Below are 26,500 nucleotides of genomic sequence, written 5' to 3'. Positions count from 1 at the left end.
CGATGACGCGCCATTCAACGCGCCCTTTTCGCACGCGTCATATCCAATGCACACAGCGCGCGCCGCACCGGCGCGCCTGTCAACCTGCCTGGCCGGGCACCCACCCCGCCGGGACGCTGCTCGAATCGCCCCGTCCGGTTTATCCGGCGACAGAACATTCTCATCTTTTCTCCACACCGGGTTAGCGAGCGCCGTGGTGAGCAGCCACCGTTCACCTGCTCGCCCCGACGAGCCTCATCGGCCACACCCATCCCAATTCGGGCCATCGGGTTCGCTCGTGGCAACTCCCGTTCGCGTCCAGCTGAGCCAACAAGCCAAATACCTATGAAATAACGACACATCTGTTCATTTCAGACGAGGCCTTGCATGACAACCACGATCACAATTATCCAAACCGATTCGCCGTCTTCCAACTGGTCCCAATGGCCCGGGCTTTACAACAACGACACGTCAGGAATCCATCACAAGCGTGCGGGAGACGAGCAAACCTCGACGTCATCGGACGGACAGTGGTCGAACACCGACGATTTGCTCAATCAGCTAATCCAGTTGTTGATGCAATTCAACAGCAACGGTAACGATGACTATACCGGTGATGGCCCGGACTCGGATGGTGTCATCAACCGGCATCACGGCGGCGGCGGATGTCACCACCACCATTGCGACGCGCCAGAGGACGGCACGAGCGGCTCATCCAGCAAAACCCACGGCACCTCATCCGACGACGACGCGACCGACTCGACCCAAGCGAGCAGCCGGTCCGGCAAGGACCAGCCTGCGGTGGACGGTCCAACAACGCCAGGCAAGGCATACACGCCAGGCAAGAATCCGAAGATCGACCGGTGGGAAAACGACATCAACCTGGCCGCGCGGCTGACCGGGCTAGATGGCAACCTGATCGGTGGGCAGATGTGGGCCGAATCGCGCGGTAATCCGAAAGAATGGTCGAAAAACAAGGACGGCACGTCGGACCTGAGCCTGATGCAGATCGGTCAGCGGCGCTGGGAAAAGGATGTGCTGCCGGAACTGACGCAACAAGACAAAGAAAACATCAAGAAGTTGACTGGCAAGGATCCGAAGGACCTGGACATGAGCAATCCGCACGACAACGTGATTGCGGGAGCCTTCGAACTGAAGACCCACATCATCGAGCACGGCGGTGATCGCAACAATCCGATGGCCAACGAAAAGGCGCTGAAGAAGGGACTCGAAGAATACGTTGGCGTGGGCGACGAAGGGAAATACGCGAGACACGTCATCACCAACTACAACGTATTGAACCAGCATAAAGAACTGGACGACAGCCAATAATGCGCCAAGGCGCCGGCGCCCTCCCTAGAGGTTGCCCGGCGCAATCAGCGCACCTATTCCACGGGGCGCAGTTGCCGTTGCAAGCGGCCAGGGTCAGAACTGTGCCAACCCAATCCCACGTGGACTGACGACGGAACCCAAACGTGCCGCTAAGCACCCTGGCCAGCCGTACTGGCAGCGGTTTCCAGAATAGCGGCGCGCTGCCCAACAAGGAACACAATATGACAATTACCCTTTCCATCACTCAATCGGATTCGCCCTATTCGCCGTTCGATCCGGGTAGCTCGAGCGGCAGGTACGGCACTGCCCCAGACGCTGCGCATCACCAGCGCGCGGAGCAAGGCGATTCCGCGTCGTGGCCAGCAAACGGCCATTCATCGGATGATTCCGATTTATTGCAAAAACTCATCGAACAATTGCTGGCCATGCTGCAGAATTCGCATAGCGATGACGACGATTTGTTCGATGACGATGGCACGACGTGCGGACATCGCTCCCCGGCCCCGTCAACGGATGGCGACTGCAAATGTCCATGCTCACCGCATCATGAGCACTCGGCTGCGGATAGCTCTCAGCACGATGGCAAAGCGCCGGTCACTAGCGGCGGCTCGGGCACGATCACCAATCCCGTGACCAGTGGCGGCTCAGGTACGATCACCGATCCGGAGAGCAACAACAGCAAGAACGCATCGACAAACACCACCGAATCCGCAGACCCTTTTCATACCGACTTTAGTTCGTCCAACTTTGACCCCTCTGGCGTCAGCAATCAGGCAGCCACCGGCGACATTTTTTACCAATAGTCGCCATACGACGTCCGCCACACTGCTGCGGCGTGGCGTGGCGCGGCCGCTACGCACGTGCTGCGCCCACCACCCGAGGCGGTAACGTCAGCGGCCGCATCGTCGATCGGAAAGTACAACATCGCCGCAACAAAGCCCGCCACCGCGATGGCAGCCCAACGCAGCTGCCGCAACCGAGGCAGCCCTAGCCGCAGCCACCGTGATGCGAGCGTCGGTGCGCCGCTGATCGCGATCGCACGGCTGCCGCGGCTGTGCGCTAGCCTTTGCGTGCCAAGCGCGATTAGAAAGACCGCTTCCAAGCTATACGACAAATAGTCGGTCCCGGCTACCATTAACACCAGCGCCCGCGGTTCACGCGTGAACAGTTCAACGCCTAGCGCTTTATCGAGCCCGACAATGCCATGGCTGACCGCGCTGGGGGTAACGTCGTCTATCCACCGCATCGGCAGTTGCTTGCCACCTGTTGGGCATGTGTCAGGTTCATTGAGAAACGCTTACACATGCGCCTTCCCCAATGATCGAAGCCGCCGCGGCTATATTGCTTGCAGCCACGTCAACACTGTATTTCGGGAACTTCCCGCAGTGTACGCCTCTGGCAACGGGGCTTCGCGCACGTTCATGGCAACGTGCTGCAAAGCGCCCTAGAGTGACAACGTCAGCACTACCAGAGAGCCCCCGCTATGATGTTAAGCCCATCACTTCATCAGAGAAATCATGATGTAGACCTAACAATGGATTTCAGCGAACGCCTAACACAGCTAGTTGGTGCCCCACCACGGCTGCAAACGGCGCCGTCCAGCCATGCGCATCGCCACGGCTGGATCGAAAGCCTGCCTCACGCGTGGAAAAAACAGGTTGAGGCACGCAGCCGCGCGATAACTCAATTGGAAGGTCTGCCCCACGACGAAAACGTGCGTTCAGTGCCGGTGTCAGCAGGGGACAGACCTTCAGCGCAAACTCTGCCCACGTCCGGTAGCACCCCATCTGCGCTGAGTTTGTCCGAGATACATGACCTTGCCCGAGATTGCAGGAATCTGATATCCCGCATCACACGGTCCCCGTCCGAGCGGCGGACCGTTTCGACGGATAGATCCATGGCAAGCGCGTCGCAACGCGATGCGCGCCTGCCGCGCGCGATCACGCGGGTGGGCTTAGGTACCGCCATGCGCGGCGTGTATGCCGCGATGGCCACCCCGATTCAGGTCTTCAAAGGTTGCACGCAAACCACTTCCGACGGCCTTGATCAGTCTTCCGAATTAATTGAAGCTGATCCACTGGACACCCTCAAGCGAGCAGGCATCTCCGAGGAAATTTTCAGCCGGAACGAGAAAATCGGCGCCGACGGCATGTTGGCCTTACTGGCGGTCATGGAGATAAAGTCAGGCATGCAGGAAATGGCGCATGCTGCCAAGCACCACAAGGAACTAAAGCGCTCGATCAAGCAACTCGAACAAGAGGTCACCTGTCTTGAGCGGCTCGCCGGCTTTGCGGGCACAACGCGGGATCATAACCGTCCCGCGCAAGCGGCTTCGGTGGGACGGTTCACCGACGCGCAATCGATGGTGACATGCTTGCGCGCCGTCATGGAAGTCAAGCGCCAGGTGATGACGTTTACGCGGCAGCAAAACCGTGCCGGCGCCACATTAGGAGCATGCTCGATCGCTTCCGGTGGCACCGTGCTAGCCAAGGCCTCAGTCGGCATTGCCGCCAAGGCTGCCCTGTGCGCATCGGACAGTCCTGCCGCAGCGGCATTGGATCATGTTGCAGGCCTCGCGACGTTGGCTCTGGAGCCACTTGTCGGCGCCACGGCGCTCGCCAGTGGCGCATACAAGGTTCATCGTTCGCGCCAGCAGCTCAGTGCGTTCCGCGCCGCCAAGGTCGCAACCGACACACGCTTGAAAGACGCACATATCGATGCCCTGATCGATCAATTGCGTCAAAACGGGCACCACCTAGACCCTGAAGACGTCGAATGGCTACACCGCTACGCGCGATTCCAATCACTGAAGTTGGAACAGCGGGATCAGTTTTTTACAAGCTATGCGCGATGGAACAACAGTTTCCTCGCCGGCAGCGCCATCTATGCCGCCAGCACGGTGGCCAAGGCCGGCGTGGCGGGTGCCATCGCAGCCGGTACGGCAGGCGCCGCGATAGCCCATCCCGCCGTCGCCGCAAGCTTGCTGACCGTGATAATAAGCGGGCTACTCATCATGAGCGCATCATCGCAGCACGCGCTTTTCGATTACCGCAAGCAACGGCGCTACCAAACCTACTACACCGACGATGACCCAGAATTAAATCGTACGTTCCTGGAATCCATGGACGTGCTCAATTGGGGCAGCAGCACTGCAACGCCGTTGGACGGGTTGCTGCTGCAATCAGCATTCTACAAACAGCTATACCAGCGCGAAGACCGACGGCAAACATTTTTGAGCCAGGTCGCGGACCAGCTCGGCAAACGCTACGACGACAAATATGTCTACACTGGTGATTCCGACGCGCGTGGAACCAAGCCGTCCACCCAGCAATTTATCGCGAGCACGGCCCGACGCGCGGCGCAAGACTCATTGGGACGGCTGAAGGCAGCGTCATCGTTCCTGGCTCACAGCGCCAAGCTGAACTCCCCGCACAGCGCGACGCGCGCCGCCAAGCAAGCTTGGAACGGCTCGCGTGAGTACCTGACCCGAAGCAGCTTAAAAACATGGCTCGCCCAACCGACACGAGAAGCGCAAGCGGCCCAGATTGAGTTGCTTGAAGACATGCTGGACACCCAGGCCACTTATCTGCGCAGGAAGCTGGAGGCCAAAATACAGACCTATCAGCACGTGGTCAACAAGTTGAGCGGCACGCCTGCCCCATCTTCGAACGGGCACGCCATCGAAGACGTCAGGCTCAGCACTGTAAACGCCGACAACACATCGCACGAACACAAGTTCAAAGCCATATTCGCCCCGCTCGATGCGACTATCACGCACGTCGAGGATGTCCGCATCGAGAACCATCCGGCCGACATGCCGCGCAACTTCGCACTGAAAGAAATTCTGGTGGGGTTAGACAAGGATCTGGAATATGATCAGCGCCTATATCGCGACGCATTGGCCGTACGGGCGCAATGCCGGAAGCTCAAACGCCAGCTGCCGTTGACGAATGCACACGAGCGGCAACTAGCCGTTGCAATCGATCAGTTCATCTCAGTGCAACAGGGTGAACTCGTCGACCCGCACGCGCGCCGCGCCGACTTGGCATCAAGCCACGACAAGCTAGCGAACTATCTGATGAAAAGCGCGCCGAAGCGCTACCGTGATCTGCGCGGCAAGCTAAATGAAACGCTGATGCAGGCGACGCGGCAGATCGACCTGTGTGGTGCATGGCACGCTGGCGAAGCGGCTGAGACGCGAGATTCAAACGCGTCGGATGCGGCTGCGCGCCAGCCACGACGCGCATTCCCAAACTTAAGGCAGCGTCACACGGTTTTCTGAAACGGTGCGCGTTTGGCGGCAGCATCGCTCGACATCGTTTCGCGCACGCAACACGCGAATTGCTGCGTGGGCGGGCTGTACCGTCGGGACAAGCATGTTGTAACCGCAAAGGCCCGCGCGCACGGTCGCGGCGGCCGCCTCGATGTTGCCGGTCTCGAACATCGTGCGCCATGGAATGCCCGCGTCTGCGAGCGCGCCGAGCACGGCCGGACGGAAAACGCAGCGCTCGTCCGCCCTCGATAGCGGCAACAGTCGCTTGCGCCACATATCACTGCCGCGTCCGACGAGGTACGAGGGTACTAGCCTTCCAAAATCGTCCCGCAGGTCAACGACCCGTACGTGAGGATCGCGAAGGGACGTGGCCAACTCAGATGGCACGATCAAGAATGCGTTTAGCGCTGGTACACCAGCGCTAAACGGCATCAGGTCATCGTCGTCATGCAGAGGCGAGCCAGACCACGGACACGCCGCGACAACACCTAGTGAGCCGGTAGTGCAAGTCACGCCCGCAAACATACCTCGAGGTATCAGCGTCGATGCATCACATCGTTAGATTTTCTTCACTCTGCTGACCTGTTGTTCTACATTGGCAATCTTTGCCAGTTGCGTCAGGGGCAAGTTGTCCAAATACCCAAACCGAGCCCGCGGTAATCAACCCGATGCAAATAAAAGTGGCGCGAAAGATAGGCAGCGAGTCCGCGCTCATATCACTCGTGAACAGCGATTGGAAAAAAATCAACAAAACACTTGCGACGGTCACACTTAAGCTCATGGCCAGCATTTGGGCAGTCGAAAACAGCGCATTACCACTGCTCGCACCGGGCCCAGTAAGGTCCTTTAACGTTAGCGCGTTCATTGCAGTAGTTTGTATGGAATACAATGCGCCAAAGGCAAGCAGTTGAATCATTCGCAAGCCAGCGGGTTGCGCGGTTGAAATCAAAGAAAAGCTGGCTATGAGTGCACCCACTAACAGGCTGTTGCTCGCCAAGATGCGGCGATAGCCGTAGCGAGTCACGAGAGGGGCAATGAATCGTTTTGCTCCCATGGCCGCCGCTGCCACGGGTAGCATCATCATCCCTGCTTCATACGGCGAATAACCGAGGCCGATTTGTAGTAGCAACGGAATCAAATAAGGCATCGCATCGCCCCCAATGCGCGCGACCAAATTCCCCGCTAGACCCACACGGTATGTCCGTACATTAAATAAACTCAGTGGAAAAAGCGGATAGTCCATGCGCGCGGCATGCAATCCATAGGCAGCGAATGTCGCCAAGCTGATGCCTAGTAGCGCTAATACGATGGCGTTGGATAGACTATAATCAGTTAACCCGTTGAGCGACAACGAAATTGCTAACACGCATGTTGCAAACAGCAGATAACCTTTTAAATCGAAACGTTGCACCGGCAATTTTATATTATTCATAACAATCCGGCTTGCCATTAAGATCGCTATACCAATCGGTACATTCATCACAAAGATCCAGCGCCAGGAAGCAACCGATACGATCCAGCCCCCAAGCGTGGGTCCCAACACCGCCCCAACAAGCCCAGGTATCGCCACGAAGCCCAACGCTTGTACATACTGGCTGGAGGGAAATGTTCGCATAATGGCTAGCCGCCCAGCCGGCAATAATACGCCGCCGCCCAACCCTTGCACCACCCGCGCAATCACCAGCTCGTTCAACGATCGCGATGTTGCGCAACCGATGGAACCCATTGTAAATAATGCAATAGCTACCAGAAATACGGACCGCGTTCCAAAGCGATCTGCTAGCCAGCCAAAGGCTGGGATCAGCATCACCACCGTCAATGAGTAGGCAAGCACAATTGCTTGCATTTGCAGTGGATTTTTATTGAAATTGCTAGCCATCGTTGGCAACGCGGTATTTAGGATCGTGGCGTCAAGGGCTTGCATAAAGAAACCCATGCCGACAACCCATAGTAGCCTGGATAAAGCCCCTTGTTTTTGCATTTCTTTTTTGTCTAGTAGTAGAAAAGAGTAACGGGAAGAAGCAGGCAAACAGCGCAGCCTAACTGGTCATCAAACAATGAAAAAATTTCAATTTTACATCTTTAGGACAATGGGTGCGTGCAACATGGCGTTTAAGCGTCTTGACCCATTCTTGCCGCGCTAGCAGAAGCGGGCACTGATGGACATCGAGCGCGAGCGAGCGGCCAGCGCGCGCCGAACCCAGGGCACGCAAAAGGAACGCTCGCCGAGGACGTCGACCTTCTATCCAACATCGCGGCAGAAGCACGTGCCAAGATCATTTACGATTGATCGATCAGCGTGACTGACGACCCTGGCGTGCACGAGGCGCTAAGCCTTCTAGTGATCCGCAAAGTGTCGCACCAAAAGTCTTTTGAAAAACTCTGTATACGATCACGTCGAACTTCCCGCCGGGTAAAGTTGCACGCACACCCGAGTATGCGCGTAGTTATTTCAAGATGTCGCAGGACGACGCGTCGGTGCGCGGGCCATGGAATGAGGGCAGTGACTTGAGGCGGGCGGCGAATCCGACAGCACCACCAGACTCGACGGTGGCAACGGAAGCAACACGATCACATTACAGCCCAACGGGGATGCCGCACTCACCGCGATGATCCAGCGCCTGAACAGCAACAGACATCGGGCACGAACGACTCCGATACATTCACCACCGACGTATCCGAAACCGACGATCAGGGCACAACTGTGCACAAGGCTGAAGTGCGCAAGGACGACCTTTCTGAGGTTGTTCCCAGCAAGCCGGCTCACGAACAGTAGCCTACCCTACTGCTTCACCGACGGCCTGCCGGATAATGTGCGGTGGGGGAGCGATAGCATACAGGCTACAGCCACCCCACCGCGCCATCATACCAGCCGCACGCAATTGCCTATCCACGTCACGCCGGTGCGTTTTTGCTTAATCGCGAAACAGGTCTGATAGCTCGCGAAGCGAGGTATGAATGGGCGTGTCCGTATGGATGACGAGATCACTTGAGCCGGTCAAATCGGCCAAAGTTGCTTTATTATCCTGTTTTGTTATCGCAATCAATGAGCCGGAATCGATCCCACGTGCCGATATCAGGAGGCGGTCTAGCGTATCTACATGGATGTCCAGTTTTTCCGGCATGAGGCCAACCGCTACCGACGCGTCGCGTTGCAGCGTCAACGCGCCCTTCAGCCATAGCTGTTCCGTCCCGTCGCTGCTTAGTGCTCGACGCGTCACGTTGACGTCTTGCAAACTGATTATGCTTTTATCGCCACCTGACGACGTCTGCGAAACGACAAAGCCGGGTTGCGTATTAAGAAAGCGAACCGAGGGAACGCTGTTTAAGCTGTTAGTCTGCCTGATTGAGACGCCCCCGTGGATGGCCATCGAGGTATGCATGTCACTGACGCACAGTGCACCATCGCTTCCTCCCATGGTGACGACCGCGCTCTGTAGCGGAGCCTTCTCCTTCACGGCGATCGATGCTTCGCCGGTCAACTCGACTTCGGTATCCAATGTGGCATCGCTTACTCGGCACTGCGCGTAGACCGCATGTATCGTCACCGCGCGTTCCGCTCCGGCCGCTTCCCTACGAGTCAGGTGCATCGAGCCGCCGTGCGGGCAAACCTCCCATTTGGAGACGCCATCCGACGGCGGCGGTGAAGATGCGCTTGCGCGTTGCGGCGGCTCATCAAAAGCACCTTGCATGTCTGACAGCACCCCACTTATCCAAAGCGCTCTCAGCCCATAAAAGGTCGTGCCATAAATGGCTTTCCAATAAGCGTGGTCTTTTACCACGTCTATTGGATCTTGTCTCAGGTGGCGCTCGTCCCCATCGGTCAGCTTCTCACCGCCCAGCCGCTGTGGTAATTTCAGCGCCGTACGGTGGGAGCCGCGCATGAGCAGACGGGCATGCCCAGGCTCATGGTCGATCTGCTCATATGTTTTGGTGGAAGAATCGCGTATAACGGCATCATCGCCGCCGCATGCGGATAACACGAGCGTGCATGCCAGCGCTGTGCGCGAGATGGGTATCTTTATAAACTTCATTAGTCAGGAAATTAAAATAACGATACTCCGCCCCAGCAAAATGGGCGGTGCCTTTTAAGCAGGATACTTCGCCGTGCAAATGTTAGCCTACTGGCGCCGATTGTAATGGCAACTTCGGCAACAACGATTGCATTGCGCGGTGCGCAAGGCCTAGCGTTGTGCGGCGAGTACAGCGGGTGCGGCCACCTACGTTGCAGAGCACGCCCCAGCTAACAAGCGCGGCGCATGGACCGTGTGGATCCAGACCACTGCGACACCTGGGCTATTCTTATCGCTGCCGGTCATCTTCGGCGTACGCACCACGATCGACGGAGAAGCGCTCGCCAACTCGGATTGGCGTACGTCGTTCATTGCATCAATCGTACTACTCGTTATCTGACCGGATCGGCAGCAAGCTGATCATCATACCAGGTGCCTGATCGCTACACTGACGTACTTCCTGGTGTTCAAAGCACTGATGCACTATGTCAACCCGGCGCTCGAAGCGGTGGACTTGCCCGCGTACTTCCGGACACCGCCTCACACTAAAGTTGATGAATCGCTCCTGCGCTGGAACTCGCCTCAGCCTCAGCCAGCCGTTCGCTGTAGTGAATGCTGATGTATTAGGACCCTGTGTCGGAATGGTGAATCACGGTTCCGTCCTTGCCCGGTTGGCGAGCGTACCGCGCCTGTTCAAGTGCATCCAGAACACAGTCCGTGGCCATCGAGGAGCTGACGCGCCAGCCAAGAATACGGCGGGCGAACACGTCGATTACAAATGCCACGTATAGCCAGCCTTACCATGTCGAGACCTACGCAAAATCCGACACCCAGAGCTGATCCACTCGGTCGGCCTTGAAGTGCCGGCTCACACGGTCCAGCGGGCGCGGCGCGATCGCATCGGGGATCGTTGGGTGAACTCGCTTAGCGCGCACTGCGCCACGCAAACTCGGCAACTTCATTAACCGTGCGACCCGTGCAGCGTGCCACTGCAATGCCTTCGCGGTTCATCTGTTTCCAGACCTTCGGCACACCGTAGACCTGCATGTTGGCTTGCCAGACACGCCTGATCCCAGTTGCAAAAGCTCATCGCGTTTCGCGCGGGATTTGATTTCATTGGCCCGCCCTGCAGGATTCGAACCTGCGGCCTACGGCTTAGAAGGCCGTTGCTCTATCCAACTGAGCTAAGGGCGGTCAAGGGGTTCATGATTGTACTGCGCATCACCCGTTCGCTGCTTCATCGGGGCTCGAGCGTCGGCTTAGAAGACCGAGGCGCTCACCCAACTGAGCGATAGGCAAACAGGTGTTCAATTATAGCTGAACAACGGAGCCGGCTCCGATTGCCGGCTCGCAATATGCAACAGCGTAACGCTTACGCCACCGACTGGGGATTGAAGAAGAACCAGGCAAGACACGCCAAGCCGGCGATCACGCAATAGAGGCCAAATGAAGCCAACCGCCCGCGGCCTTCAAAATAACGCATCAAAAAACGCACGCTCAGATACGCGGCGATGCCGGTCAGCACGCCGCCGAGCACCGCGTCCGCCAGTTGCGCCGGCGCGTGAAACAGTTTAGGCACCTCGAGCAGGCCCGCCCCAAAAATAATCGGCGTACCAAGCAGAAACGCGAACTCCGCCGACTTTTCCGCGGACATGCCAGCACCCACGCCGGCGATCATTGTCAAGCCGCTGCGCGAGAAACCCGGAATCAGCGCACCGATCTGCGCGATGCCAACCAGCGCGGCCTGCCTGAACGTTAGCTCCTCGGGTGCACGCGCCGCACGTGCGCGCTGCAGCCGGTCGCCGATCCACAGCAACATACCGTTGATCACCAGCGCCAATGCCACGATACGCAAGTCGTGAAAGACATGTTCGATCCGCTTTTCCAGCAGAACGCCGACGACGCCTGCCGGAATTGTGCCGATCAACAGCGCCCAGGCCAAATGTCCGTCCTCGGTACGGCGGCCGCCCAGCGAGCCGAACAAGCCTTGGATGATCGCGATCCACCGCCTGCGGAAATACCACAGCAGCGCAAAAGCGGTGCCCAAATGCAGCGCGACCAAAAAGGGCAACAGTTGCGGCGCATGCTTGTCGATGTGCATGTCGAACAGTGCCGGCACGAGCAGCGTATGCCCGAGGCTGCTGACCGGGAACAACTCGGTCACACCTTGCAAGACACTCAGAAAAATCAGAAACACAAGGCTCACGAGAGAAAGTCCTCCATGTAAATGACAGCATCAGCGCGGATCGCGCAACGAACGGGCTCGCCTGAGGACATCCAGCCAAGTTTGCGGGCTGCCGATGACAAGTGTCCGACAGCCCGTTCGAACGCGCACCGGGAACGGCGAGCGCTGCCACGCACGCATACGGCCACGGTGCCGCGCAATGGATTTGACGTCGACGCAAGGCGCTGCAGCCGGAGCCACCTGGCACGCGGGCCGGCGCGCGGGCTCCTTTTTGGCATGACGACATAGGCTTGTCTGTTCGGCAGGTCGCACACCCCGGCCGCCGCTGATTAGTAGCGCGGCTGGGCATTCATTGCGCTTGGAGCTGGACTTGAACTTCGATATGCCATTACAACCTTGTCGGTCGCCAATACGACCTGGCACAACACGCCTGTGCTGTCGTGGCCCGATGTGATGCTTGCTACTGAGCATGGCTGCTCGCGTATTGGCGCGCGCGCAGAAGCCGCGCGGAAAAGGCCCCAGCCGGCTTTGACCCTGCCGGCCGAGCCCAACTTGCCGCAGCACGAACCGCGGTAGTGGCGGCACAAAGGCGGCAGAACAGTTATTTGACCAGCTTATAGAAAAAGAGGAACGTGCCACCGATAAACATGCCCAAAAGCGCACATCCCATCGCCATTGCCAAGTCCATGATCGTCTCCGCTCCGATACGATATTGTCTGAGTCATGATTGACAGTGATTTGCCGCCGAACAACCCGAGAGAACCCGCATAGCCGACATCCGGCGGCGAGCCAATGTCATAGAAAACCCGCCCGTCGGCAGGCAGGGCGCCCCACTTTTTATGTTTCAATCACAAAATGCGTTTCCAGAACCAGGATGTCATTGAACTCGAGCGCGAGTGCGCCAGCTTGCTGGTCGCGCCGCAATCAGGAGGCCGTCTATTGTGCTGGCGCGTGGGTGACCACGATATCATTGGATGGCCGGACAACGCGAATTGGAACGAGCCCGCCCGGGTGCGCGGCGGCAATCCGCTGCTGTTCCCCTTCCTTGGCCGGCATCGCGTCGATGGCACGATTGGTCGATGGCGCGATCACGCCGGCGTGGTGCGGGCGTTGCCGATGCACGGATTCGCCCGCGATCTGCCGTTCGAGCCGACGATCAACGTGGCTGACGCCCGCATCGACATGACGCTGACAGACAGCGACGCGACTCGCACCGGCTATCCATTCGGTTTCCGGTTCGATGCGATCTATCAACTCATCGACGGCCACACCCTTGACGCGACCCTCACGACGACGAACACCGGCGACACGCCGCTGCCGTACTATGCGGGTCACCACTTTTATTTCTCGCTGCCTCACGGGCTGCGCAGCGAATCCCGGCTCTCGTTACCGCCGGCGCAGCTGCTGTACCAGCGCGACGACGGTACGATCGCCGAAGCGGCTGCCGCGGCACGCGAGTACCGTCTCGACGACGCGCGTATCGTCGACCGTTTTCATGCACTAGACCCGTTGTCAGGCGGGGCGCGGGTCACGCTGCACACACCGTCACTGGGCCGCACGATCACGCTAGCACTCGAGCGCCCCGGCTCGATCCCATGGTATGCCGTCACGACGTGGACCGAGAAACCTGATTCCGATTTCTATTGCATCGAACCCTGGCTCGGTTTGCCAGATGCCATTCACAATGGACTTGGGTTGCGCTGGCTGGCGCCTGGGGCAAGCGAGAGCGCGGTGCTGCGAATCCGCGTAGCGCTTGACGAATGACGTAGAATGAATCGTTTTATGCCCCGCCCGCATGGCCCGGCCAGCGTCTTGCGGGCGTCGCGAGGTTCGATGCAGAGAATAAAAAGTGGTTTTGCCCAGGGGTGCAGCACGATGTTTAAACGCGTGCGCGCCCTCGGTTCGGTGCAGTGCGTGACGGTATGCTGCGGTATTGCGTTGTTGCTGTCCGCGTGCGGCTCCGTCCCGGTCGGTTCTGGCTTCTATCGCGTCGCGCGGGGCGACACGCTTTCGCGGATTGCCCAACGAAACGGCCAAAGCGTCGCTGCGATCGCGCGGTGGAATAATCTGTCCAATCCGGACATGATCGAAGTCGGCCGGATCCTGCGCGTCGCGCCACCCACTCGTCCGGCGCCGCCAGCCGGAACGACGCCGTCGCGTGGCGCGGCGGTCGCGCCAAACACCACGGCCAAGGTCAGGCCTTCATTGGCGCCCGCCACAACGATTAGCTTGATTTGGCCCGCCCGAGGCAACGTGGTACGTCGCTTCAACGGCGTGGACTCCAAAGGCGTCGATATCGCGAATGCGCTCGGCACACCCGTGGTCGCCGCCGCAACTGGGACCGTCGTCTATGCCGGCCACGGTTTGCGCGGTTACGGCAACTTGCTGATCATTAAGCACAACGCCAATTTTTTGACCGCCTATGCACACAACCACGCCCTGCTGGTCAAGGAAGGACAGAAGGTCACGCAAGGACAGACCATCGCCGAAATGGGTGACAGTGACAGCAACCGGGTCGCGCTGCACTTCGAGTTGCGATATAACGGTAAGTCGATCGACCCGGCCCGCTATTTGCCACCGCAATAGCGGCAAGCGCAGGCCTCGCGTCGGACTGCGCCGACCGGCAGGAACGCGCGGCGTGCAGCGTTAAGCAGCCAACGTTGGACTCAGCGCAGGTGCCCAGTCTTTGGATCAACCCGCATCGCAAAGACGATCAATATGAGGCTACCCCCAAATCAGGGCCGCTCTAAAAGGGTAGCCTCAATACCATGAACTGGACCTAAGCATTCGTAAAAATGTAATATCCAATTATATTGAACGACTGGGAGTTGGCTTAGCTAACCTGAACCATCAAATCAGCTAAGCACAACGCGTCAAAATTCGTAAGATGCTCGCATCAATTGCGTGTTACATGATTCTCGATTTTTACGACTGCGCCACTACTATCGGTTGACTCAACAGTGATGAGCTTACCGGAAAGTGCGTCATATAAAGAATGACCTGGCATCAACGGGGCGTCCTTCATCATCTGTGCGCTGTCGGGCGTAGCGTCGACTAATGAATTAGTCAGATTGTTGCCTAAATACTTTGCGACGCGAACGGTTATCCCATTAACGAAAGGATCGTCTACCGGCCAGTTTTCGAATCCTTGCCGAGGCTGCCGATATTCAAGGACCAGTACCGAGCCGTCAGACCGCGAAATGCGATAACCTTGGGCGCCGCCAGACTGCCAAAGCGGCATGAGCTTATAGGTGCCAGGATCCCGAATAGTAGGGACGTCCGTATCATCCAGCCAGGCGGCAAAAAGCTGGTAATTGACAGGATACAATTTCCCGCCACCACCTCCCATGGTATCCGTCTTATCATCACCGCCTCCTAGAATACAGTCCTGATCGAGTTGGACTACACCATCTTTAACCAGGCAGCTGCGCAAAGTATCCGAATGCTTCAGCCCCATGTTATGTCCAAATTCGTGCGACCACATCCAATATTTATATCCTACGCCGTTGGATAATATCCAGTTACCTGGCGTTTGTGCCAGCCCTTCCCATTTGCAGTCAGAGGATCGAGAAATATCAACAAAGAAAAAATCATAGTCGTTAGGCTCGACACCTTGCGCACGTGCCGCTTTACGTGCATTTTCCAGGATCGTACTTGAGTTGCATGAAGTAGGCCGGTCTCCGATGTTGACGTTCCTTAGGAAGGTGCCGTCCAGGGTTAGTCTGCCACGCGAAGCCAGCTTCAAATAATGCTTTAACGAAGCATAGTCGTCTCCATCACCGAACACGGCTTTACGGATAAGCTCGGGATCAGCTGGCGTGGTGCCATTGTAATGAGTGGCCATCAAAAGCACTTTTTTGTTACCCAAAAGTGGTCGCTTAGGCGATGGTATTTCACCCTTGTAGTCCCATCGAGCCTTTTTCTCGGTTCCTGCTACTGACATACTGATAGTGCTAGTGGCCACATTAGCAATAAGTTTTTCATTGCGACCCAAGTCTTTACTGTATTTATTTTTCAACAACATGCTTCCATCATCATTATTCTTAATCGTCCATTGACGCATGGAAGTGTAGCCGTCCCCGCTACATGCGCCCAGCTTAACGGTTCTGCCGTCACTGAGTGTACGCAGGCATTGGTTGGCGGCAGACTCGTTGTGAACAAATAAATAGCTTCCGCCAGCGGCGGCGAATTTCCAGTTTTGCTCTGCGCCGCCATTGCAGGATGCAAAAGTGATGCTACTTTTATTTTTATCAAATGTTAGACAGGATGTGCTGCCAATGGCTTGGTTTTTGAGCGGCTCATAATTCCCTGCGGTCAATGCCATGGTTGCACTAGGAGACCCAAACAATGCTACTGCAAGCGATATAAGTTTTATGAAAAACATGACGCCTTTATTAAGAAAACGGTTTTTTATGCGCAGGCAGCCAAAAATATTTCTCCGATTATACCGCAATTTTGAATCAGCGCTCATGGCAGAACTCCTATTCTAAATAGCTTATTGACCGAAAAGATTTTGAACCTTGCTTAAATTTATGCCGCATCGAAATTAATCAACCATTTCCGCACTTCAATCAACGCTGCGAGCCTTATATTTTCAACCATGCTTGCACATATCACTATAAATGCCTGCATGCCAGCGCCGCATCAGTCTGTTTAAATAACAAACTTTCATTAGAGCATTTTCGCCTCAGTCCTTTCCGGTTGACGTCCAGTTCCCGTCGGTCGATTCGCTATACAGCGGGAGCCGCTTTTCTGCCAAGCGACCTCCGACGCGCACGCCAAACAGCTTGAGGCGTCACCGCTAGATCACCCGATTGTGCCTCCAATCTACGCGTCAGAATTGGCTGCTTTTGGCCGCTTGCGCTGCAACGTAAGTGGCATCAGCCGTTGTTCGTCCGGTTGTCACATGGGCAAGACTTAAATCGCCCCTTGTTCAGTCGTTGGGCAGCTAGCCCAATACCAAAACCATCATACACTGATACCTTCCTGTAGGGGTATTTGATAAGAGCAAAAATAGGATAACAATGTTCACGTTTCCCGCATGAGTGCTATCGTTGATAGGTGCTTAGCGCTTGGAGGTGAGGCATGGCAAATCTTCTGGTGCGAAACGTGGACGAAGCACTCGTTCAACGCTTGCGCGAACGGGCTGCTGCGCACGGCCGTAGTGCCGAAGCGGCGCATCGCGAGATCTTGGCAAAGGCCCTGTGGAAGCCGCAGCGCAAGACCTTCGCGGAAGTGTTAATGGGCATGCCAAACGTGGGTAGGGGCGCCGATTTCGCGCGTGTGGATGACGACGAGGCGGCGCGTGTATTTGGTTGACACCAATGTCATCAGCGAGGCTCGGAAGCGAGATCGGGCAGACAAGGCGGTGGTGGCCTTTTCCGCCAAGCAGTACAAGAAGATAGCAATCTATATCGTTCAGTGGTCACGCTTGCGGAGTTGCGTCGGGGTGTGGAGTTGATCCGCCACCGAGGCGACAAGCCGCAGGCGACGCGACTTGAAAACTGGCTGGACGGAGTGCTTTGCGAGTTTGGCCAAAACATCCTGTCCGTGGAACGAAGAGATTGGACAATTATGGAGGCGGCTGCGCGTACCTCACCCAATTCACGCCCTAGATAAGTTGATCGCAGCAACGGCGTTAATTCACAACCTGACGGCAGTAACGCGAAGCGTCGAAGATTTCGAGAGTACAGGCACTTGCGTGCTAAACCCATTCAAAGGATAGGGTTAAGCTTGATCGGGCCCACCCGAGGCAACGTAGTACGTCGCGTCAACGACGTGGATTCCAAAGGCGTCGCTATCGCGAATGCACTCGGCCAAAATCGCGCATCGGGCCACCCCCTAGCCAATAGGCTGATAGCTTGCCACCGCGATCATGCCCATCCCTCGGATCAACTCAATTTAAGCTCGCCCACGAAGCGGCGCGCGTAGCGCGTGTTGATATCGGCGAAGCGGAACAGCGTGAGGAAATCCGCGACGTTGAAATTCGGATCCCATGCGGGTGCGCCACAAATCCTCGCGCCTAGGCGTAAATAGCCCTTGATCAACGGCGGCGGGGATACCGCACAGCCGGTGGCAAGTTCGTCCGTCGGCAGTGGGGTATGGGGGAAGGCTTGGTATTCCGGCGCGGTCATTGATGCTTTGCGCAACGACGCAAATAAGTTGGCCGCGTAATGTCCGCCGTCCGCCATCGGGACGCTCGCACAGCCAAGCATCGTCTCATAGCCGTTTTGCAGCATATATTCAGCCAGTCCCGCCCATAGCGACATGATCACCGAACCGCTACGATAATCCGAGTGCACGCACGAGCGCCCGACTTCAACCATCTTGGCGCGCAGGTGCATGAGGCGCGAGATGTCGAATTCACTTTCTGCATAGAGCTTGCCGATGCGTGCCGCCTGGTACGGAGGGAGTACACGATAGGTTCCAACAACCTGCAGCGAGTCCAGGTCGCGCACCAGCAGATGGTCGCAGTACGCGTCGAATTCGTCGACGTCCTGGCCCTTGGGGCCTTTGAGCTGCGCGCCCATTTCTTCTGCGAAGACGCGGTAACGCAGCCCTTGTGCCTCGCGAAGCGCTTCTTCCGTCCGTGCCCAGGTTATGCCGAGATGATGTTGTCCTGCAACCGTTTCTTGCGGCCGAGGAAGACGCCTGCGTGAATCGAGGGGAATGGACGCAAGCGGCAAGGTAGGATTCGGCAACTCTCGCATTGGCGTGTCCTGTCAAAATTACAGAAAGGTTGCGTGCAATGTAGAAACCAGTGGTGACGTGTGGACGGCAAACAGAATGATTCGGTGACAACATACGCAATCGACACGAATCACACAAGGTCCAGATTCATGACGACGCGCCGCACAACCTGCGCTTGTTCGTCGCAGCGGCGGTTAGCTATCCACCAGCTCCCGCCTTTTTGGTGCTCCAGTTCGCTTTCTCACCGGACAGCAGGTTGATTTTATGTTCATGTCCGGCGCACTGATGCGCCCACTGCGGGTGCAGGCGCAGTACACGATACATCGATACAGTGCACCAAAGATATTGACGTCGCACCAATCGTTCAACTATAATTAGAAATTCGGCGGAGCGTAGCGCAGCCTGGTAGCGCATCTGATTTGGGATCAGAGGGTCGTAGGTTCGAATCCTATCGCTCCGACCAATATTTTTATAAAGTCTGCGACTTTGTCGGTCGCCGCCTTAAAATTATTCCCCTAATTCTCTTCAAGATTTCTCTGCTTTTGAATGCTTAAGCGGCGTTCGATTTCGGAATAGGAAGCTGTATTTCACTAAGTGGAACATGCCACGAAGCACAGAGCTGGACGCTCAGAGAGCGCCAGCTCAGCCCACTTCAACGCTGGTGTGCTTGCTTACTCGCGCACGATCGTTACATCACTGCAATTGAAAAAACCCTCGTTACCTGCATCTATACGCTGCCAGTAGCTGTAAAGAATCGCATCACCTACACGGTTTTCCGGAATAGGAACGTTGAGTTTATAAAATGACTGTACATTCGGCAAATGGCCTGCGCCATTAGCCGGCACCGGAACCGGAGCGGGTGCATCGTAAATCAGGTCAAGATCAGACCAGCTGAGTGGCCGAGTCGGATCGTATGAGGGCTTAGAGATAAACACACGCATGCGCGAAGGATTATGCGCTGTCGTATTTTCCCAGGCCAGCTCTATCGCACCATTTTTGGGGGTAATTTTAGTTTTACGCCAAAGAGTCGTTGGTGCACGGTCCAGCCCTTGCTTGCGCGGGTCGCCTCCCGCGCACAGTAGCCCGTCGGGCACGGCCCGTTTGATCTCGTCAAAATCCTCGGGATTCGTTGGATTGGCGGAGACCTCGTTCCACTGCACAAACGGGTAAGGACTGTTGTCGCCTGCGCGATAGGCGGCCAGGCAATCAGCGTTCGGAATACCGGAGCCGTCTGATGGCGACCAATAGCCTCCGTCCAAATGGCATTGATACTGTCGAGCGATTGGAAAACCTACCGCGCCATGCGCGCTCACTTCCTGCACCATACCGCTTATGCCTGCCATCCCCGCTAACCATAGCCAAGTCGCACGCCAGCCTAGGCTAGAACGCCCTAAATTTCTTCTCATCGCTTTCTCCTTGAGATAAAAATTCAGCTTGTACCGCACCCGCTCCCAAATAGAGTTAGGCGATAGCTACAGCGCCTAACACCACTGCAATAGTCAACCGACGTACCTACCCGATACGCCGATTCACTCCTTGCCCGCTTGCCGCCAGCTCCACGCAAGCTGACCTAAACACGCTGAGTAATGCAGGCCCTCGATGTGTTGCTCCAGTCGCACTGCTGCGTGTGGCTCACTCTCTCGTGCTCAATATCAGTCTCGTGGCGCTTTGCGATTTTTCAGCCAATCACCCGTTTTTCTTCTAGTTGACTACGCACCGAAGCGACTCCATCGGCTTACTTCTCTAAATATAGTAAGTTTGCGGCTTGCTTTGGAACTCACTGTAGACCAGGCATATTACTTTCGCAAGAAATTTTTATGAGCCAACAAGCACGCATGAGTCGCGCGCACACGAGTGCGGCCTTCGCTTAGATCCGAACGTGCCTAATGCAGGCATTCGGCTCCCACCTCGAGTGATTGACAGCAAATCGGCGATCTGGCCATTGTGCGGCCGGTTTCCCGACCTTGTTCGTAGGCTTCTTCGCTACTACGGGGGAGTCTGACTTTTCACGTCCGTGCATCATCGGTTTTGGCGCCTCGCCTTCCCGACGCGGACCTGGCCAATGCCGCTACCACGCCAACTCAGACGTGAGATTTCGCCATTCCCGTGCAAGGCGCTTGCGTGTACGCCAGGTTCTACGACTACGCCAGATCAGCAGGCACTCGCGAGGTCACGCCCGCTCGTATTGCCTTCTACGAATTGGAGCGCGTCGGCATCCGGGATATCAATCATTTCCCAATCGATCAGATCGGCCAACTGCACCATCGGATGCTTCAAGTTGATCTGTCCGCGCAGCGGCTGGCGGTTCCCCTCTGGCACTAGCGTCTTCAAACCCCTCCAAACCTCGTCGAAATTTGCAGCAAACTCATATCGATATGCCTGTCTCTTGCCATTCCTACACATTCCTACAATACCGTTTCAGCTTCCCACTCTCGCTGTGTAGGCCTGGGTGGATTGTTCAAAGCTGGCTATTTAGCTTTACGTCGCGACACAGGGTTGTCGCCATCAGGCACTGATCGATGCACCAGTCAAAAAATCAAACAGAAACGCACGCATTATGCGCTGCTTTTGCTTTTACGCAGAGCGCGACTAATACAAGACTTAAAAGAGGAATATGCCTGCCGTCTTTGCAAGGTTTCTAGCTTCCGCGCACACCACCTAAAGCGGGGCCATCATTTTGCAAGGGAGGCATAGATACCGGTGAGTGAGCGGGATGCCGAATTCAAGGCACGATCGGTGCGCCGTCTTGCCGGGCTCTGGTACCGCGCCAAGCTGGCCTGCGGGAGGCACACAATGACCTTAATTGTGCACCTCCCTGGGACACATATTGCACTATGTCTGACTATGCAATATCCGCATACTCTTTAATAAAGTTCCGGTGATGTGCGTACTGGCATTCTTACTTTAAAAACTTTGCCATCTGAAAGAAAGAAAATAACCCTAGCGCTGTCACCTGGAGTAATCACACGGGTGGGTTTTTGAAACATTAAATGATACTTACCAGGAACGAACGCGAACTCACCTTTTGCCGGGATGGTAAATTTATCCAATTTAACCATTTTGCTAGATTCTGAATCCGTTACCGTTTGATAAATTGTGATTTCTTTGTAATCTGGACTTTTGATTTTCGCGACCTCAAACGGCTGATCGGAACTGTTTACCAATGTGATATAGCCAGCAGCAGGTAATGCATTGGGTAGCCAGCGCACCCATACTGACTTTTCCGCTGCCGTGATGTCAGTCGACACAGGCGTTTTGGCAGATGCAGAGATAGGAGAAAGCCAAGTCAATACACTAGTTAACAGCAGAGCAAGCACTCTCATGATTTTTTCCTATTTAGATGAATGATTAAAAGACCTGCTTAAATCGAACATTTCATTCGGCGATTGCATTTTAGCTTTAACCTATTTCGCGCACCTCCTTGTTGAGTTTAATATATGTAAGCGCCTAAATGGCTAAACATTGCAATGACAGCGTATCCATCGCGGTCAAATTGTACAAATAGATAATCCGATAGTGTGGTGCTTAGCCAACACCTCTAGCTTGACCAAGGTGTGGCGAGCCCACTATACAGAGCGCCCGTGTTAAATTTACTGACTTTGGTGGTTTCACTTGAAAGCGAGCCGCGTGTTTCTTGTGCTCATCACGCCGCAGCCTAAGCTTTACTTTTCCTTGCGCACGGCCCGCACCAACATCGCACCTTTTAGCGGCTTCTGAGTTTGATCGTTGACTACTAAATATTCAGTCGTTCTCAACCCAGTAAGGTTCGGCGCATGTCGTAATTCGTAATACATGTGGCGCTTGCTAATTAGATCAACCTGCATAAAGCAAGCAGCGTATTCCTAGCGGCGATCTGCGCGTTGACTGGACTTGAACGTGCAAAAGCGCCGCGCTCGACTATCGCCGATGTGGATGGAGTAACCCTCCGTTTTCCCCAGGGTTCAGAAGTAGAAACTAAGCAGTCGTGGCCAACCGCTGTTTAGCGTCAATCCGCCCAGGACCTGCGATTAGCGACACATCCATGCCGCCAGACTTCGAGTGTCATTGGTCAAACATCGCCGTGCTGATGCCTCATTCCGGCACAGCTCCGGTACCGCCACCCCCACCACCACGCACTTGAGCGCATCCATGATCTGGCTGTCCTCAAATCTCAACTGCTTCATTCGGTGGAACGCCCGCATTGAGAAAATGCTACTTCTCGTCTCGGAGGGTTTTCCGGGAACTACCGTGCCGCTCGCATTGCAAAGCTTGCAAGGCCGAGCGCATATCACGCCAGCTGCGGCAGCTTACCGCGCACGCGCCATCGGACCGTCATCATGCCATGCTCGCGCGTGGGGTCCGCGACATCGCCCCACTGCAGCGCGTCTAACGGCACCGCCCACACTGGCGCAAGCGTGTGTCCGCGGCGCATGGTCAGGTGTGTTCGCGGGCAGTGCCAGTTGAGGGCTACTCGTTTGGTTCGTTATCGACACTAGCAGGTCTGAATTCTGCTTTATTTTGAAAGCACAGCCACGCGGGCATTTCGACGGCACGCCGATACGCTTAACATTGCGCTTGCCCTTGCCGCATGCCGTCGATCACTCAGTGTCTGGTTTGCAATGAAATTTGGCTGAATCAGGTGGGCATGCACACTACTCGATGCGGCAAGGGATAACACTCTGTCCGGAGCCGGCATAGCCCGGGCAGCTTTTACATGGCTAGGAGGCCTTCCCATCCGGACAGAGCCGGCCAGCGCGCTCGCCATGGTTGCACAGTTCCGTTACGATATGGGTGACGGCAAGTTTGTCGCAGGAGCAGTCATGACAGAACTTAACAAGGAGAATTTAATGTCGGATATCAAAACCGTCCTGTCGGACGCCGAGGACTTGCTCAAGCAAGCAGCAAGCACGACGGGTGAACGCGCGACTGAATTGCGCGAAAAGGCCCTGACGCGTCTGAAGCAAGCAAAGGAAAAGGCGGCCGATGTGCAGGTGGTGGTCGTCGAAAAAGGCAAGAAGGCGGTCCGTGCCACGGACGATTACGTCCACGATCATCCATGGACGTCCATCGGCGTCGCCGCCGGTGTCGGCGTGTTGATCGGACTGCTGATCAACCGCAAGTAGGGCTGGGTGCGACGACGCCTGCGCGTCGCCCTTGCCAATGCCTGGTGCCACCGCGTCTCGCCTCTGCGCGACGCGGTGGCTGATTGAACCTCCCGCCTGCCGCGCCCTGCGCAATCTGCTGATGAGCCACGACACTCAATCGCCACTGCCGATTCACAGTTCACTGCGACGCCTGATCGGATCGGTTTCTTCCCTGCTTCAAACACGCCTAGAGTTGGTCGGTATCGAACTTGCGGAAGAAAAGGAGCGGCTACTCGGCGTCTTGTTCGCTGGCCTCGCAGCCATGATGTTTGCGACGATGGCGCTGGTCACCCTGACCGTCCTGATCGCCGCGGCATTCTGGGAAACGTATCGATGGCAGGCGTTGGCTATGCTTACCGTGCTATACGTTATCGCGGCACTCGTCTGCGTGCACAAGGCGCGTTCGGGCGTTCGGCGCGCGCCTTTGATTTTCGAGGAAACGCTAGCCGAATTCGACAAGGACCGTGCCATTTTCCGCAAGCCATCACCATGAACCATCCCCATTCCAACGGCCGTCTTGCCCAACCGGCTTCAGTGCGCGGGTCGGGCGACCCTAAGGTGCGAGCGATCCGCAAGGAGCTTTTGCTAGCGCGCGCCGATCTCGACCGGCTGGACATCGCCCAAGCCGGTCAGGAACTGCGCCGAGGCGTCGCAAAGTTCAGTTGGCTCAGCGGGCTAATACCCGGCATCAGCCGGTTTCGCTCATTGCGCCGGCTTCCGGCCATCGGCACATTGCTGGGCCAGCATCCGGTGCTCGGCTCGATCGCGTCGGCCGCGTTCTCCGGCCCCGTACGTCGCGTGGTGATGCGCAACGCCAAACCGTTGCTGAAATGGACCGCGGTGGGTGCCATCGCGTGGCGCGGCTACAAGCTGTGGAAAGCGGTACGTCCGCAACGTGGGGTGTCAGCGGCCGCAGCGAAGCGTGCCGGCCTAGCCGCGCGCTCGCGCGATGCCCACCGAGGCACTTAAGACGTTCACACCACGCACAACTGCCGCGCGTTGACGCGCTGGAATGGCGTAGCGTCACACCTACGCCGGCGCGGTGTGCGCATCATCGAGTCCAGCAATGCGCATGCTCGTGCCATTGCGAAAGAATACCCACTGAGTCCGACGTGCTGGCGGATCCGCCCACGGCTCCGCCAGCGCCGGCATTGCTTCGCTGCCCCGTGGCGTCGAGCTTGAATGCACCGCACAGGTGATCGTCGGCCATCGGACCGTCGTGCAGCGGCTCGGCTACCACGGAGTACCCGCCATTGGACCGCGTCGCGCCGATAACCCGCAGCGCATAGGCGGCGCGCGCACCCGGCGGCACGCGCCCGAGTTCCGCTGGAAGGACAGCGGGATCCGTGGCGATGCCAACCCCGCCAAGCGCTTGCGTACGCTGTGCGAGTTGGATCTCGACATGGTGAGCGGCACGATAAACGGCGCTGACGGCGGCTACCCGCATACTGCGACGCATTTGCTCATGATACGTTGGCAACGCATACGTTGCGAGAATGGCAACAAGCGCCAATGCCACCGCCAGTTCAACCAGCGTCATGCCCCGGCATCGGACCGTGCTTATGCTTAAAACGGCCTGCGGGCCACGAACCGCCATCCAGTACGCACCGTCCGCTGCGTCTGGCCAACCCGCATGATCGCCTGCAACCATATCTCGCTCTCCTCATCGACCGCGAAGCCTCGCGCGGTCAGCAGATAAGCGGCCGCGCCAGCCTCCGAGACGTTCACCGCCTCGATCAGGCACTGCGGCGCCCGCCCGCCGGCACGCCAGCGACGCACCGGCTGTATCGCGCTACCGGCCTCCCCGTCGAATAGCATGCGCTGATGCCATCCGGGCGTGGCCTGCGGGCTCGGTATGACACGGGGGATCGGTGCACCGATATCAAGCGCATGTGTCACCACGTAACGTTCGCACCATCGCAGCGCCGAATCCGCCGCATGAAAGGCTTCGATATGCGCGATGAGTCCACGCTCCATGCGCGCCGTCGAGCGCACCGCGTCCAACGATGAGCCGAGCAGTGCGGTCAACGCGACGGCGAATATCAATACGAGCGGCAGCACGCTGCCACGCTGCGCGAGCAACGCGCGCGTCATCGCGCGCCGCCCGCAACGGCGTTGCGAATCGCCACGCGGCGCATCCAGGCGGTACGAATTCGTCGATCGGTCGGCATCACCCGTTTGCCGTCGCAGTCGAGGTAGGCCGTCGGACGCGTCGCCACCGGTCCACGCGACACGACGCAGACATCAATGGCTACGATACGACGCCAGTCCGGCTCGGATAACGACGACGCGCGAACCGCGGCGTGGGCACCGGCAAGCCAATAGGACAACCGCAGCTGCTCGATACTATCGACCAACGGCTGTGCCGTCGCGTCGTGACCATTGCCCCGACAATAAAGCTCCGGCTGGTCGGGCGTACGCGCCTGAACATAGAAACGCACCGCAATCGTGTCGCCCGTCACGTTCTGGCCCAGACAATCGGTGGGCCAGTTGTCTTTCGATGGCCAGGTCGCCACCGGGTCGGCCGCATACCGAAAAACCACGCCGTCCGAGTCATGCATGACCGCGCGGCACCGCCCAGCTTGCTCGCGCTCGGGTATGCCGCGCTCACAACCGAAGATCGGCGGGTCTCGGATCGTTTCATCCGCGGCGGGCGCATCGGGTGCTTCGACGGCCCGCGTCGACGTGGAGGCCGTTGAGGCGCGCCACGTCCGTGGGAAAGCTTGCGGCATTCCGGCAAGCCTGGCGTGCGCCACTATGATTTCCAGCGCCTGTTGGCCGGCGGCCGCGGCCCGGCGAGTCTCGTCAACACGACCGGCCGTCCCGCTGAGCACGCCGTACGTCCCGGCCAGCAAGAGCGTGAGCATCATGCCAATGGTCGATGAAAGGAGCCATTCCACCAGCG

22 protein-coding genes, 2 tRNA genes and 4 pseudogenes are annotated in these 26,500 nt (G+C 57.2%); 12 read left to right on the top strand and 16 right to left on the bottom strand.

What is annotated here, in order from left to right:
- Nucleotides 1–366: 366 nt before the first annotated feature.
- Nucleotides 367–1,311: a hypothetical protein gene (locus IHE30_RS04875; RefSeq protein WP_337689290.1), complete on the top strand. Its 945-nt coding sequence runs from the start codon at nucleotides 367–369 to the stop codon at nucleotides 1,309–1,311.
- A 221-nt stretch (nucleotides 1,312–1,532) separates the two neighbouring features.
- Nucleotides 1,533–2,114: a hypothetical protein gene (locus tag IHE30_RS04870; protein ID WP_337689289.1), complete on the top strand. Its 582-nt coding sequence runs from the start codon at nucleotides 1,533–1,535 to the stop codon at nucleotides 2,112–2,114.
- On the opposite strand, the gene IHE30_RS15085 is transcribed toward IHE30_RS04870, so the two are convergent.
- Nucleotides 2,105–2,557: a hypothetical protein gene (locus IHE30_RS15085; RefSeq protein ID WP_443193599.1), complete on the bottom strand. Its 453-nt coding sequence runs from the start codon at nucleotides 2,555–2,557 to the stop codon at nucleotides 2,105–2,107. The genes IHE30_RS04870 and IHE30_RS15085 overlap by 10 nt on opposite strands.
- Nucleotides 2,558–3,208: 651 nt before the next feature.
- Here IHE30_RS15085 and IHE30_RS04860 point away from each other — a divergent pair.
- On the top strand, nucleotides 3,209–5,593 hold the full coding sequence (locus IHE30_RS04860; RefSeq protein ID WP_337689288.1) for a hypothetical protein: 2,385 nt from the start codon (nucleotides 3,209–3,211) through the stop codon (nucleotides 5,591–5,593).
- On the opposite strand, the gene IHE30_RS04855 is transcribed toward IHE30_RS04860, so the two are convergent.
- The 3 genes from IHE30_RS04855 to IHE30_RS04840 form a co-directional block, all read right to left on the bottom strand.
- A complete protein-coding gene (locus IHE30_RS04855; RefSeq protein WP_337689287.1) occupies nucleotides 5,567–6,016 on the bottom strand; it encodes a hypothetical protein in 450 nt (149 codons plus the stop codon). The two genes, IHE30_RS04860 and IHE30_RS04855, sit on opposite strands and share 27 nt — an antisense overlap.
- Nucleotides 6,017–6,134: 118 nt before the next feature.
- Complete coding sequence (gene mdtD, locus IHE30_RS04850) at nucleotides 6,135–7,565, bottom strand: multidrug transporter subunit MdtD (protein ID WP_337689403.1); 1,431 nt, start codon at nucleotides 7,563–7,565, stop codon at nucleotides 6,135–6,137.
- 934 nt (nucleotides 7,566–8,499) lie between these two features.
- Nucleotides 8,500–9,618, bottom strand: coding sequence for a hypothetical protein (locus IHE30_RS04840; protein WP_337689286.1), 1,119 nt, complete (start codon nucleotides 9,616–9,618; stop codon nucleotides 8,500–8,502).
- A gap of 126 nt (nucleotides 9,619–9,744) precedes the next feature.
- Here IHE30_RS04840 and IHE30_RS04835 point away from each other — a divergent pair.
- Nucleotides 9,745–9,988, top strand: a pseudogene (locus tag IHE30_RS04835) (MFS transporter); the annotation flags it as partial.
- Between the two features lie 169 nt (nucleotides 9,989–10,157).
- On the opposite strand, the pseudogene IHE30_RS04830 reads toward IHE30_RS04835, so the two are convergent.
- The 3 genes and pseudogenes from IHE30_RS04830 to IHE30_RS04820 all read right to left on the bottom strand — a co-directional run.
- Nucleotides 10,158–10,709 (bottom strand): annotated as a pseudogene (locus IHE30_RS04830) (IS3 family transposase); the annotation flags it as partial.
- A 5-nt stretch (nucleotides 10,710–10,714) separates the two neighbouring features.
- Nucleotides 10,715–10,791: transfer RNA gene (locus IHE30_RS04825), tRNA-Arg, on the bottom strand.
- 178 nt (nucleotides 10,792–10,969) lie between these two features.
- The gene (locus IHE30_RS04820; protein WP_337689285.1) at nucleotides 10,970–11,803 is read right to left on the bottom strand and encodes an undecaprenyl-diphosphate phosphatase; all 834 of its coding nucleotides are present in this window, start codon (nucleotides 11,801–11,803) and stop codon (nucleotides 10,970–10,972) included.
- An 834-nt stretch (nucleotides 11,804–12,637) separates the two neighbouring features.
- Here IHE30_RS04820 and IHE30_RS04815 point away from each other — a divergent pair.
- Together IHE30_RS04815 and IHE30_RS04810 are read left to right on the top strand one after the other, a co-directional pair.
- The gene (locus IHE30_RS04815; protein ID WP_337689284.1) at nucleotides 12,638–13,546 is read left to right on the top strand and encodes an aldose epimerase family protein; all 909 of its coding nucleotides are present in this window, start codon (nucleotides 12,638–12,640) and stop codon (nucleotides 13,544–13,546) included.
- A 111-nt stretch (nucleotides 13,547–13,657) separates the two neighbouring features.
- Nucleotides 13,658–14,368 (top strand): peptidoglycan DD-metalloendopeptidase family protein, encoded by a 711-nt coding sequence (locus tag IHE30_RS04810; RefSeq protein WP_337689283.1) that lies wholly within the window; start codon nucleotides 13,658–13,660, stop codon nucleotides 14,366–14,368.
- Nucleotides 14,369–14,678: 310 nt separating this feature from the next.
- On the opposite strand, the gene IHE30_RS04805 is transcribed toward IHE30_RS04810, so the two are convergent.
- Nucleotides 14,679–16,253, bottom strand: coding sequence for a carbohydrate-binding protein (locus IHE30_RS04805; RefSeq protein ID WP_337689282.1), 1,575 nt, complete (start codon nucleotides 16,251–16,253; stop codon nucleotides 14,679–14,681).
- A gap of 614 nt (nucleotides 16,254–16,867) precedes the next feature.
- On the opposite strand from IHE30_RS04805, the gene IHE30_RS04800 reads away from it, so the two are divergent.
- Together IHE30_RS04800 and IHE30_RS04795 are read left to right on the top strand one after the other, a co-directional pair.
- On the top strand, nucleotides 16,868–17,101 hold the full coding sequence (locus tag IHE30_RS04800) for a FitA-like ribbon-helix-helix domain-containing protein (RefSeq protein ID WP_337689281.1): 234 nt from the start codon (nucleotides 16,868–16,870) through the stop codon (nucleotides 17,099–17,101).
- Nucleotides 17,088–17,507 (top strand): annotated as a pseudogene (locus IHE30_RS04795) (type II toxin-antitoxin system VapC family toxin). The gene IHE30_RS04800 and the pseudogene IHE30_RS04795 overlap by 14 nt, the downstream one beginning before the upstream one ends.
- A gap of 166 nt (nucleotides 17,508–17,673) precedes the next feature.
- Here IHE30_RS04795 and IHE30_RS04790 read toward each other — a convergent pair.
- Nucleotides 17,674–18,492, bottom strand: coding sequence for a GNAT family N-acetyltransferase (locus tag IHE30_RS04790; RefSeq protein WP_337689280.1), 819 nt, complete (start codon nucleotides 18,490–18,492; stop codon nucleotides 17,674–17,676).
- 366 nt (nucleotides 18,493–18,858) lie between these two features.
- Here IHE30_RS04790 and IHE30_RS04785 point away from each other — a divergent pair.
- Nucleotides 18,859–18,935, top strand: a tRNA-Pro gene (locus tag IHE30_RS04785).
- A gap of 211 nt (nucleotides 18,936–19,146) precedes the next feature.
- On the opposite strand, the pseudogene IHE30_RS04780 reads toward IHE30_RS04785, so the two are convergent.
- From IHE30_RS04780 to IHE30_RS04765, 4 genes and pseudogenes are all read right to left on the bottom strand, one after another.
- Nucleotides 19,147–19,878, bottom strand: a pseudogene (locus tag IHE30_RS04780) (lytic polysaccharide monooxygenase); the annotation flags it as partial.
- A gap of 745 nt (nucleotides 19,879–20,623) precedes the next feature.
- The gene (locus IHE30_RS04775; protein ID WP_337689408.1) at nucleotides 20,624–20,803 is read right to left on the bottom strand and encodes a hypothetical protein; all 180 of its coding nucleotides are present in this window, start codon (nucleotides 20,801–20,803) and stop codon (nucleotides 20,624–20,626) included.
- 533 nt (nucleotides 20,804–21,336) lie between these two features.
- The gene (locus IHE30_RS04770) at nucleotides 21,337–21,795 is read right to left on the bottom strand and encodes a copper chaperone PCu(A)C (RefSeq protein WP_337689279.1); all 459 of its coding nucleotides are present in this window, start codon (nucleotides 21,793–21,795) and stop codon (nucleotides 21,337–21,339) included.
- 944 nt (nucleotides 21,796–22,739) lie between these two features.
- Nucleotides 22,740–22,883 carry a hypothetical protein gene (locus IHE30_RS04765; protein ID WP_337689278.1) on the bottom strand — a complete coding sequence of 48 codons (144 nt, stop codon included), beginning with the start codon at nucleotides 22,881–22,883 and terminating at the stop codon, nucleotides 22,740–22,742.
- A gap of 388 nt (nucleotides 22,884–23,271) precedes the next feature.
- Here IHE30_RS04765 and IHE30_RS04760 point away from each other — a divergent pair, with 388 nt between their 5' ends.
- From IHE30_RS04760 to IHE30_RS04750, 3 genes are all read left to right on the top strand, one after another.
- Nucleotides 23,272–23,574: a DUF883 family protein gene (locus IHE30_RS04760; protein ID WP_337689401.1), complete on the top strand. Its 303-nt coding sequence runs from the start codon at nucleotides 23,272–23,274 to the stop codon at nucleotides 23,572–23,574.
- A 121-nt stretch (nucleotides 23,575–23,695) separates the two neighbouring features.
- Nucleotides 23,696–24,088 (top strand): phage holin family protein, encoded by a 393-nt coding sequence (locus IHE30_RS04755; protein ID WP_337689277.1) that lies wholly within the window; start codon nucleotides 23,696–23,698, stop codon nucleotides 24,086–24,088.
- Nucleotides 24,085–24,564, top strand: coding sequence for a DUF3318 domain-containing protein (locus tag IHE30_RS04750; RefSeq protein ID WP_337689276.1), 480 nt, complete (start codon nucleotides 24,085–24,087; stop codon nucleotides 24,562–24,564). Before IHE30_RS04755 ends, IHE30_RS04750 begins: the two co-directional genes overlap by 4 nt.
- An 82-nt stretch (nucleotides 24,565–24,646) precedes the next feature.
- On the opposite strand, the gene IHE30_RS04745 is transcribed toward IHE30_RS04750, so the two are convergent.
- From IHE30_RS04745 to IHE30_RS04735, 3 genes are read right to left on the bottom strand one after another with little or no spacing between them, the layout of a single operon-like run.
- On the bottom strand, nucleotides 24,647–25,192 hold the full coding sequence (locus IHE30_RS04745; RefSeq protein WP_337689400.1) for a type IV pilin protein: 546 nt from the start codon (nucleotides 25,190–25,192) through the stop codon (nucleotides 24,647–24,649).
- Nucleotides 25,162–25,689: a pilus assembly PilX family protein gene (locus IHE30_RS04740; RefSeq protein WP_337689275.1), complete on the bottom strand. Its 528-nt coding sequence runs from the start codon at nucleotides 25,687–25,689 to the stop codon at nucleotides 25,162–25,164. Before IHE30_RS04740 ends, IHE30_RS04745 begins: the two co-directional genes overlap by 31 nt.
- Nucleotides 25,686–26,465 carry a PilW family protein gene (locus IHE30_RS04735; RefSeq protein WP_337689274.1) on the bottom strand — a complete coding sequence of 260 codons (780 nt, stop codon included), beginning with the start codon at nucleotides 26,463–26,465 and terminating at the stop codon, nucleotides 25,686–25,688. Before IHE30_RS04735 ends, IHE30_RS04740 begins: the two co-directional genes overlap by 4 nt.
- Between the last annotated feature and the right edge of the window lie 35 nt (nucleotides 26,466–26,500).

Source organism: Mycetohabitans sp. B46 (assembly GCF_037389205.1).
Lineage (GTDB): Bacteria > Pseudomonadota > Gammaproteobacteria > Burkholderiales > Burkholderiaceae > Mycetohabitans.
The sequence above is the reverse complement of the archived record's forward strand: the minus strand, read 5'-3'. Positions and strand labels throughout refer to the sequence as shown.

Bases quoted from the DNA above. Each gene is read 5' to 3' on its own strand.
- IHE30_RS04875 (WP_337689290.1), top strand. From the start codon at position 367: ATGACAACCACGATCACAATTATCCAAACCGATTCGCCGTCTTCCAAC.
- IHE30_RS04870 (WP_337689289.1), top strand. From the start codon at position 1,533: ATGACAATTACCCTTTCCATCACTCAATCGGATTCGCCCTATTCGCCG.
- IHE30_RS15085 (WP_443193599.1), bottom strand. From the start codon at position 2,557: ATGCGGTGGATAGACGACGTTACCCCCAGCGCGGTCAGCCATGGCATT.
- IHE30_RS04860 (WP_337689288.1), top strand. From the start codon at position 3,209: ATGGCAAGCGCGTCGCAACGCGATGCGCGCCTGCCGCGCGCGATCACG.
- IHE30_RS04855 (WP_337689287.1), bottom strand. From the start codon at position 6,016: ATGCCGTTTAGCGCTGGTGTACCAGCGCTAAACGCATTCTTGATCGTG.
- mdtD (WP_337689403.1), bottom strand. From the start codon at position 7,565: ATGCAAAAACAAGGGGCTTTATCCAGGCTACTATGGGTTGTCGGCATG.
- IHE30_RS04840 (WP_337689286.1), bottom strand. From the start codon at position 9,618: ATGAAGTTTATAAAGATACCCATCTCGCGCACAGCGCTGGCATGCACG.
- IHE30_RS04815 (WP_337689284.1), top strand. From the start codon at position 12,638: ATGCGTTTCCAGAACCAGGATGTCATTGAACTCGAGCGCGAGTGCGCC.
- IHE30_RS04810 (WP_337689283.1), top strand. From the start codon at position 13,658: ATGTTTAAACGCGTGCGCGCCCTCGGTTCGGTGCAGTGCGTGACGGTA.
- IHE30_RS04805 (WP_337689282.1), bottom strand. From the start codon at position 16,253: ATGAGCGCTGATTCAAAATTGCGGTATAATCGGAGAAATATTTTTGGC.
- IHE30_RS04800 (WP_337689281.1), top strand. From the start codon at position 16,868: ATGGCAAATCTTCTGGTGCGAAACGTGGACGAAGCACTCGTTCAACGC.
- IHE30_RS04790 (WP_337689280.1), bottom strand. From the start codon at position 18,492: ATGCGAGAGTTGCCGAATCCTACCTTGCCGCTTGCGTCCATTCCCCTC.
- IHE30_RS04770 (WP_337689279.1), bottom strand. From the start codon at position 21,795: ATGAGAGTGCTTGCTCTGCTGTTAACTAGTGTATTGACTTGGCTTTCT.
- IHE30_RS04765 (WP_337689278.1), bottom strand. From the start codon at position 22,883: ATGCGCCGCGGACACACGCTTGCGCCAGTGTGGGCGGTGCCGTTAGAC.
- IHE30_RS04760 (WP_337689401.1), top strand. From the start codon at position 23,272: ATGACAGAACTTAACAAGGAGAATTTAATGTCGGATATCAAAACCGTC.
- IHE30_RS04755 (WP_337689277.1), top strand. From the start codon at position 23,696: ATGAGCCACGACACTCAATCGCCACTGCCGATTCACAGTTCACTGCGA.
- IHE30_RS04750 (WP_337689276.1), top strand. From the start codon at position 24,085: ATGAACCATCCCCATTCCAACGGCCGTCTTGCCCAACCGGCTTCAGTG.
- IHE30_RS04745 (WP_337689400.1), bottom strand. From the start codon at position 25,192: ATGGCGGTTCGTGGCCCGCAGGCCGTTTTAAGCATAAGCACGGTCCGA.
- IHE30_RS04740 (WP_337689275.1), bottom strand. From the start codon at position 25,689: ATGACGCGCGCGTTGCTCGCGCAGCGTGGCAGCGTGCTGCCGCTCGTA.
- IHE30_RS04735 (WP_337689274.1), bottom strand. From the start codon at position 26,465: ATGATGCTCACGCTCTTGCTGGCCGGGACGTACGGCGTGCTCAGCGGG.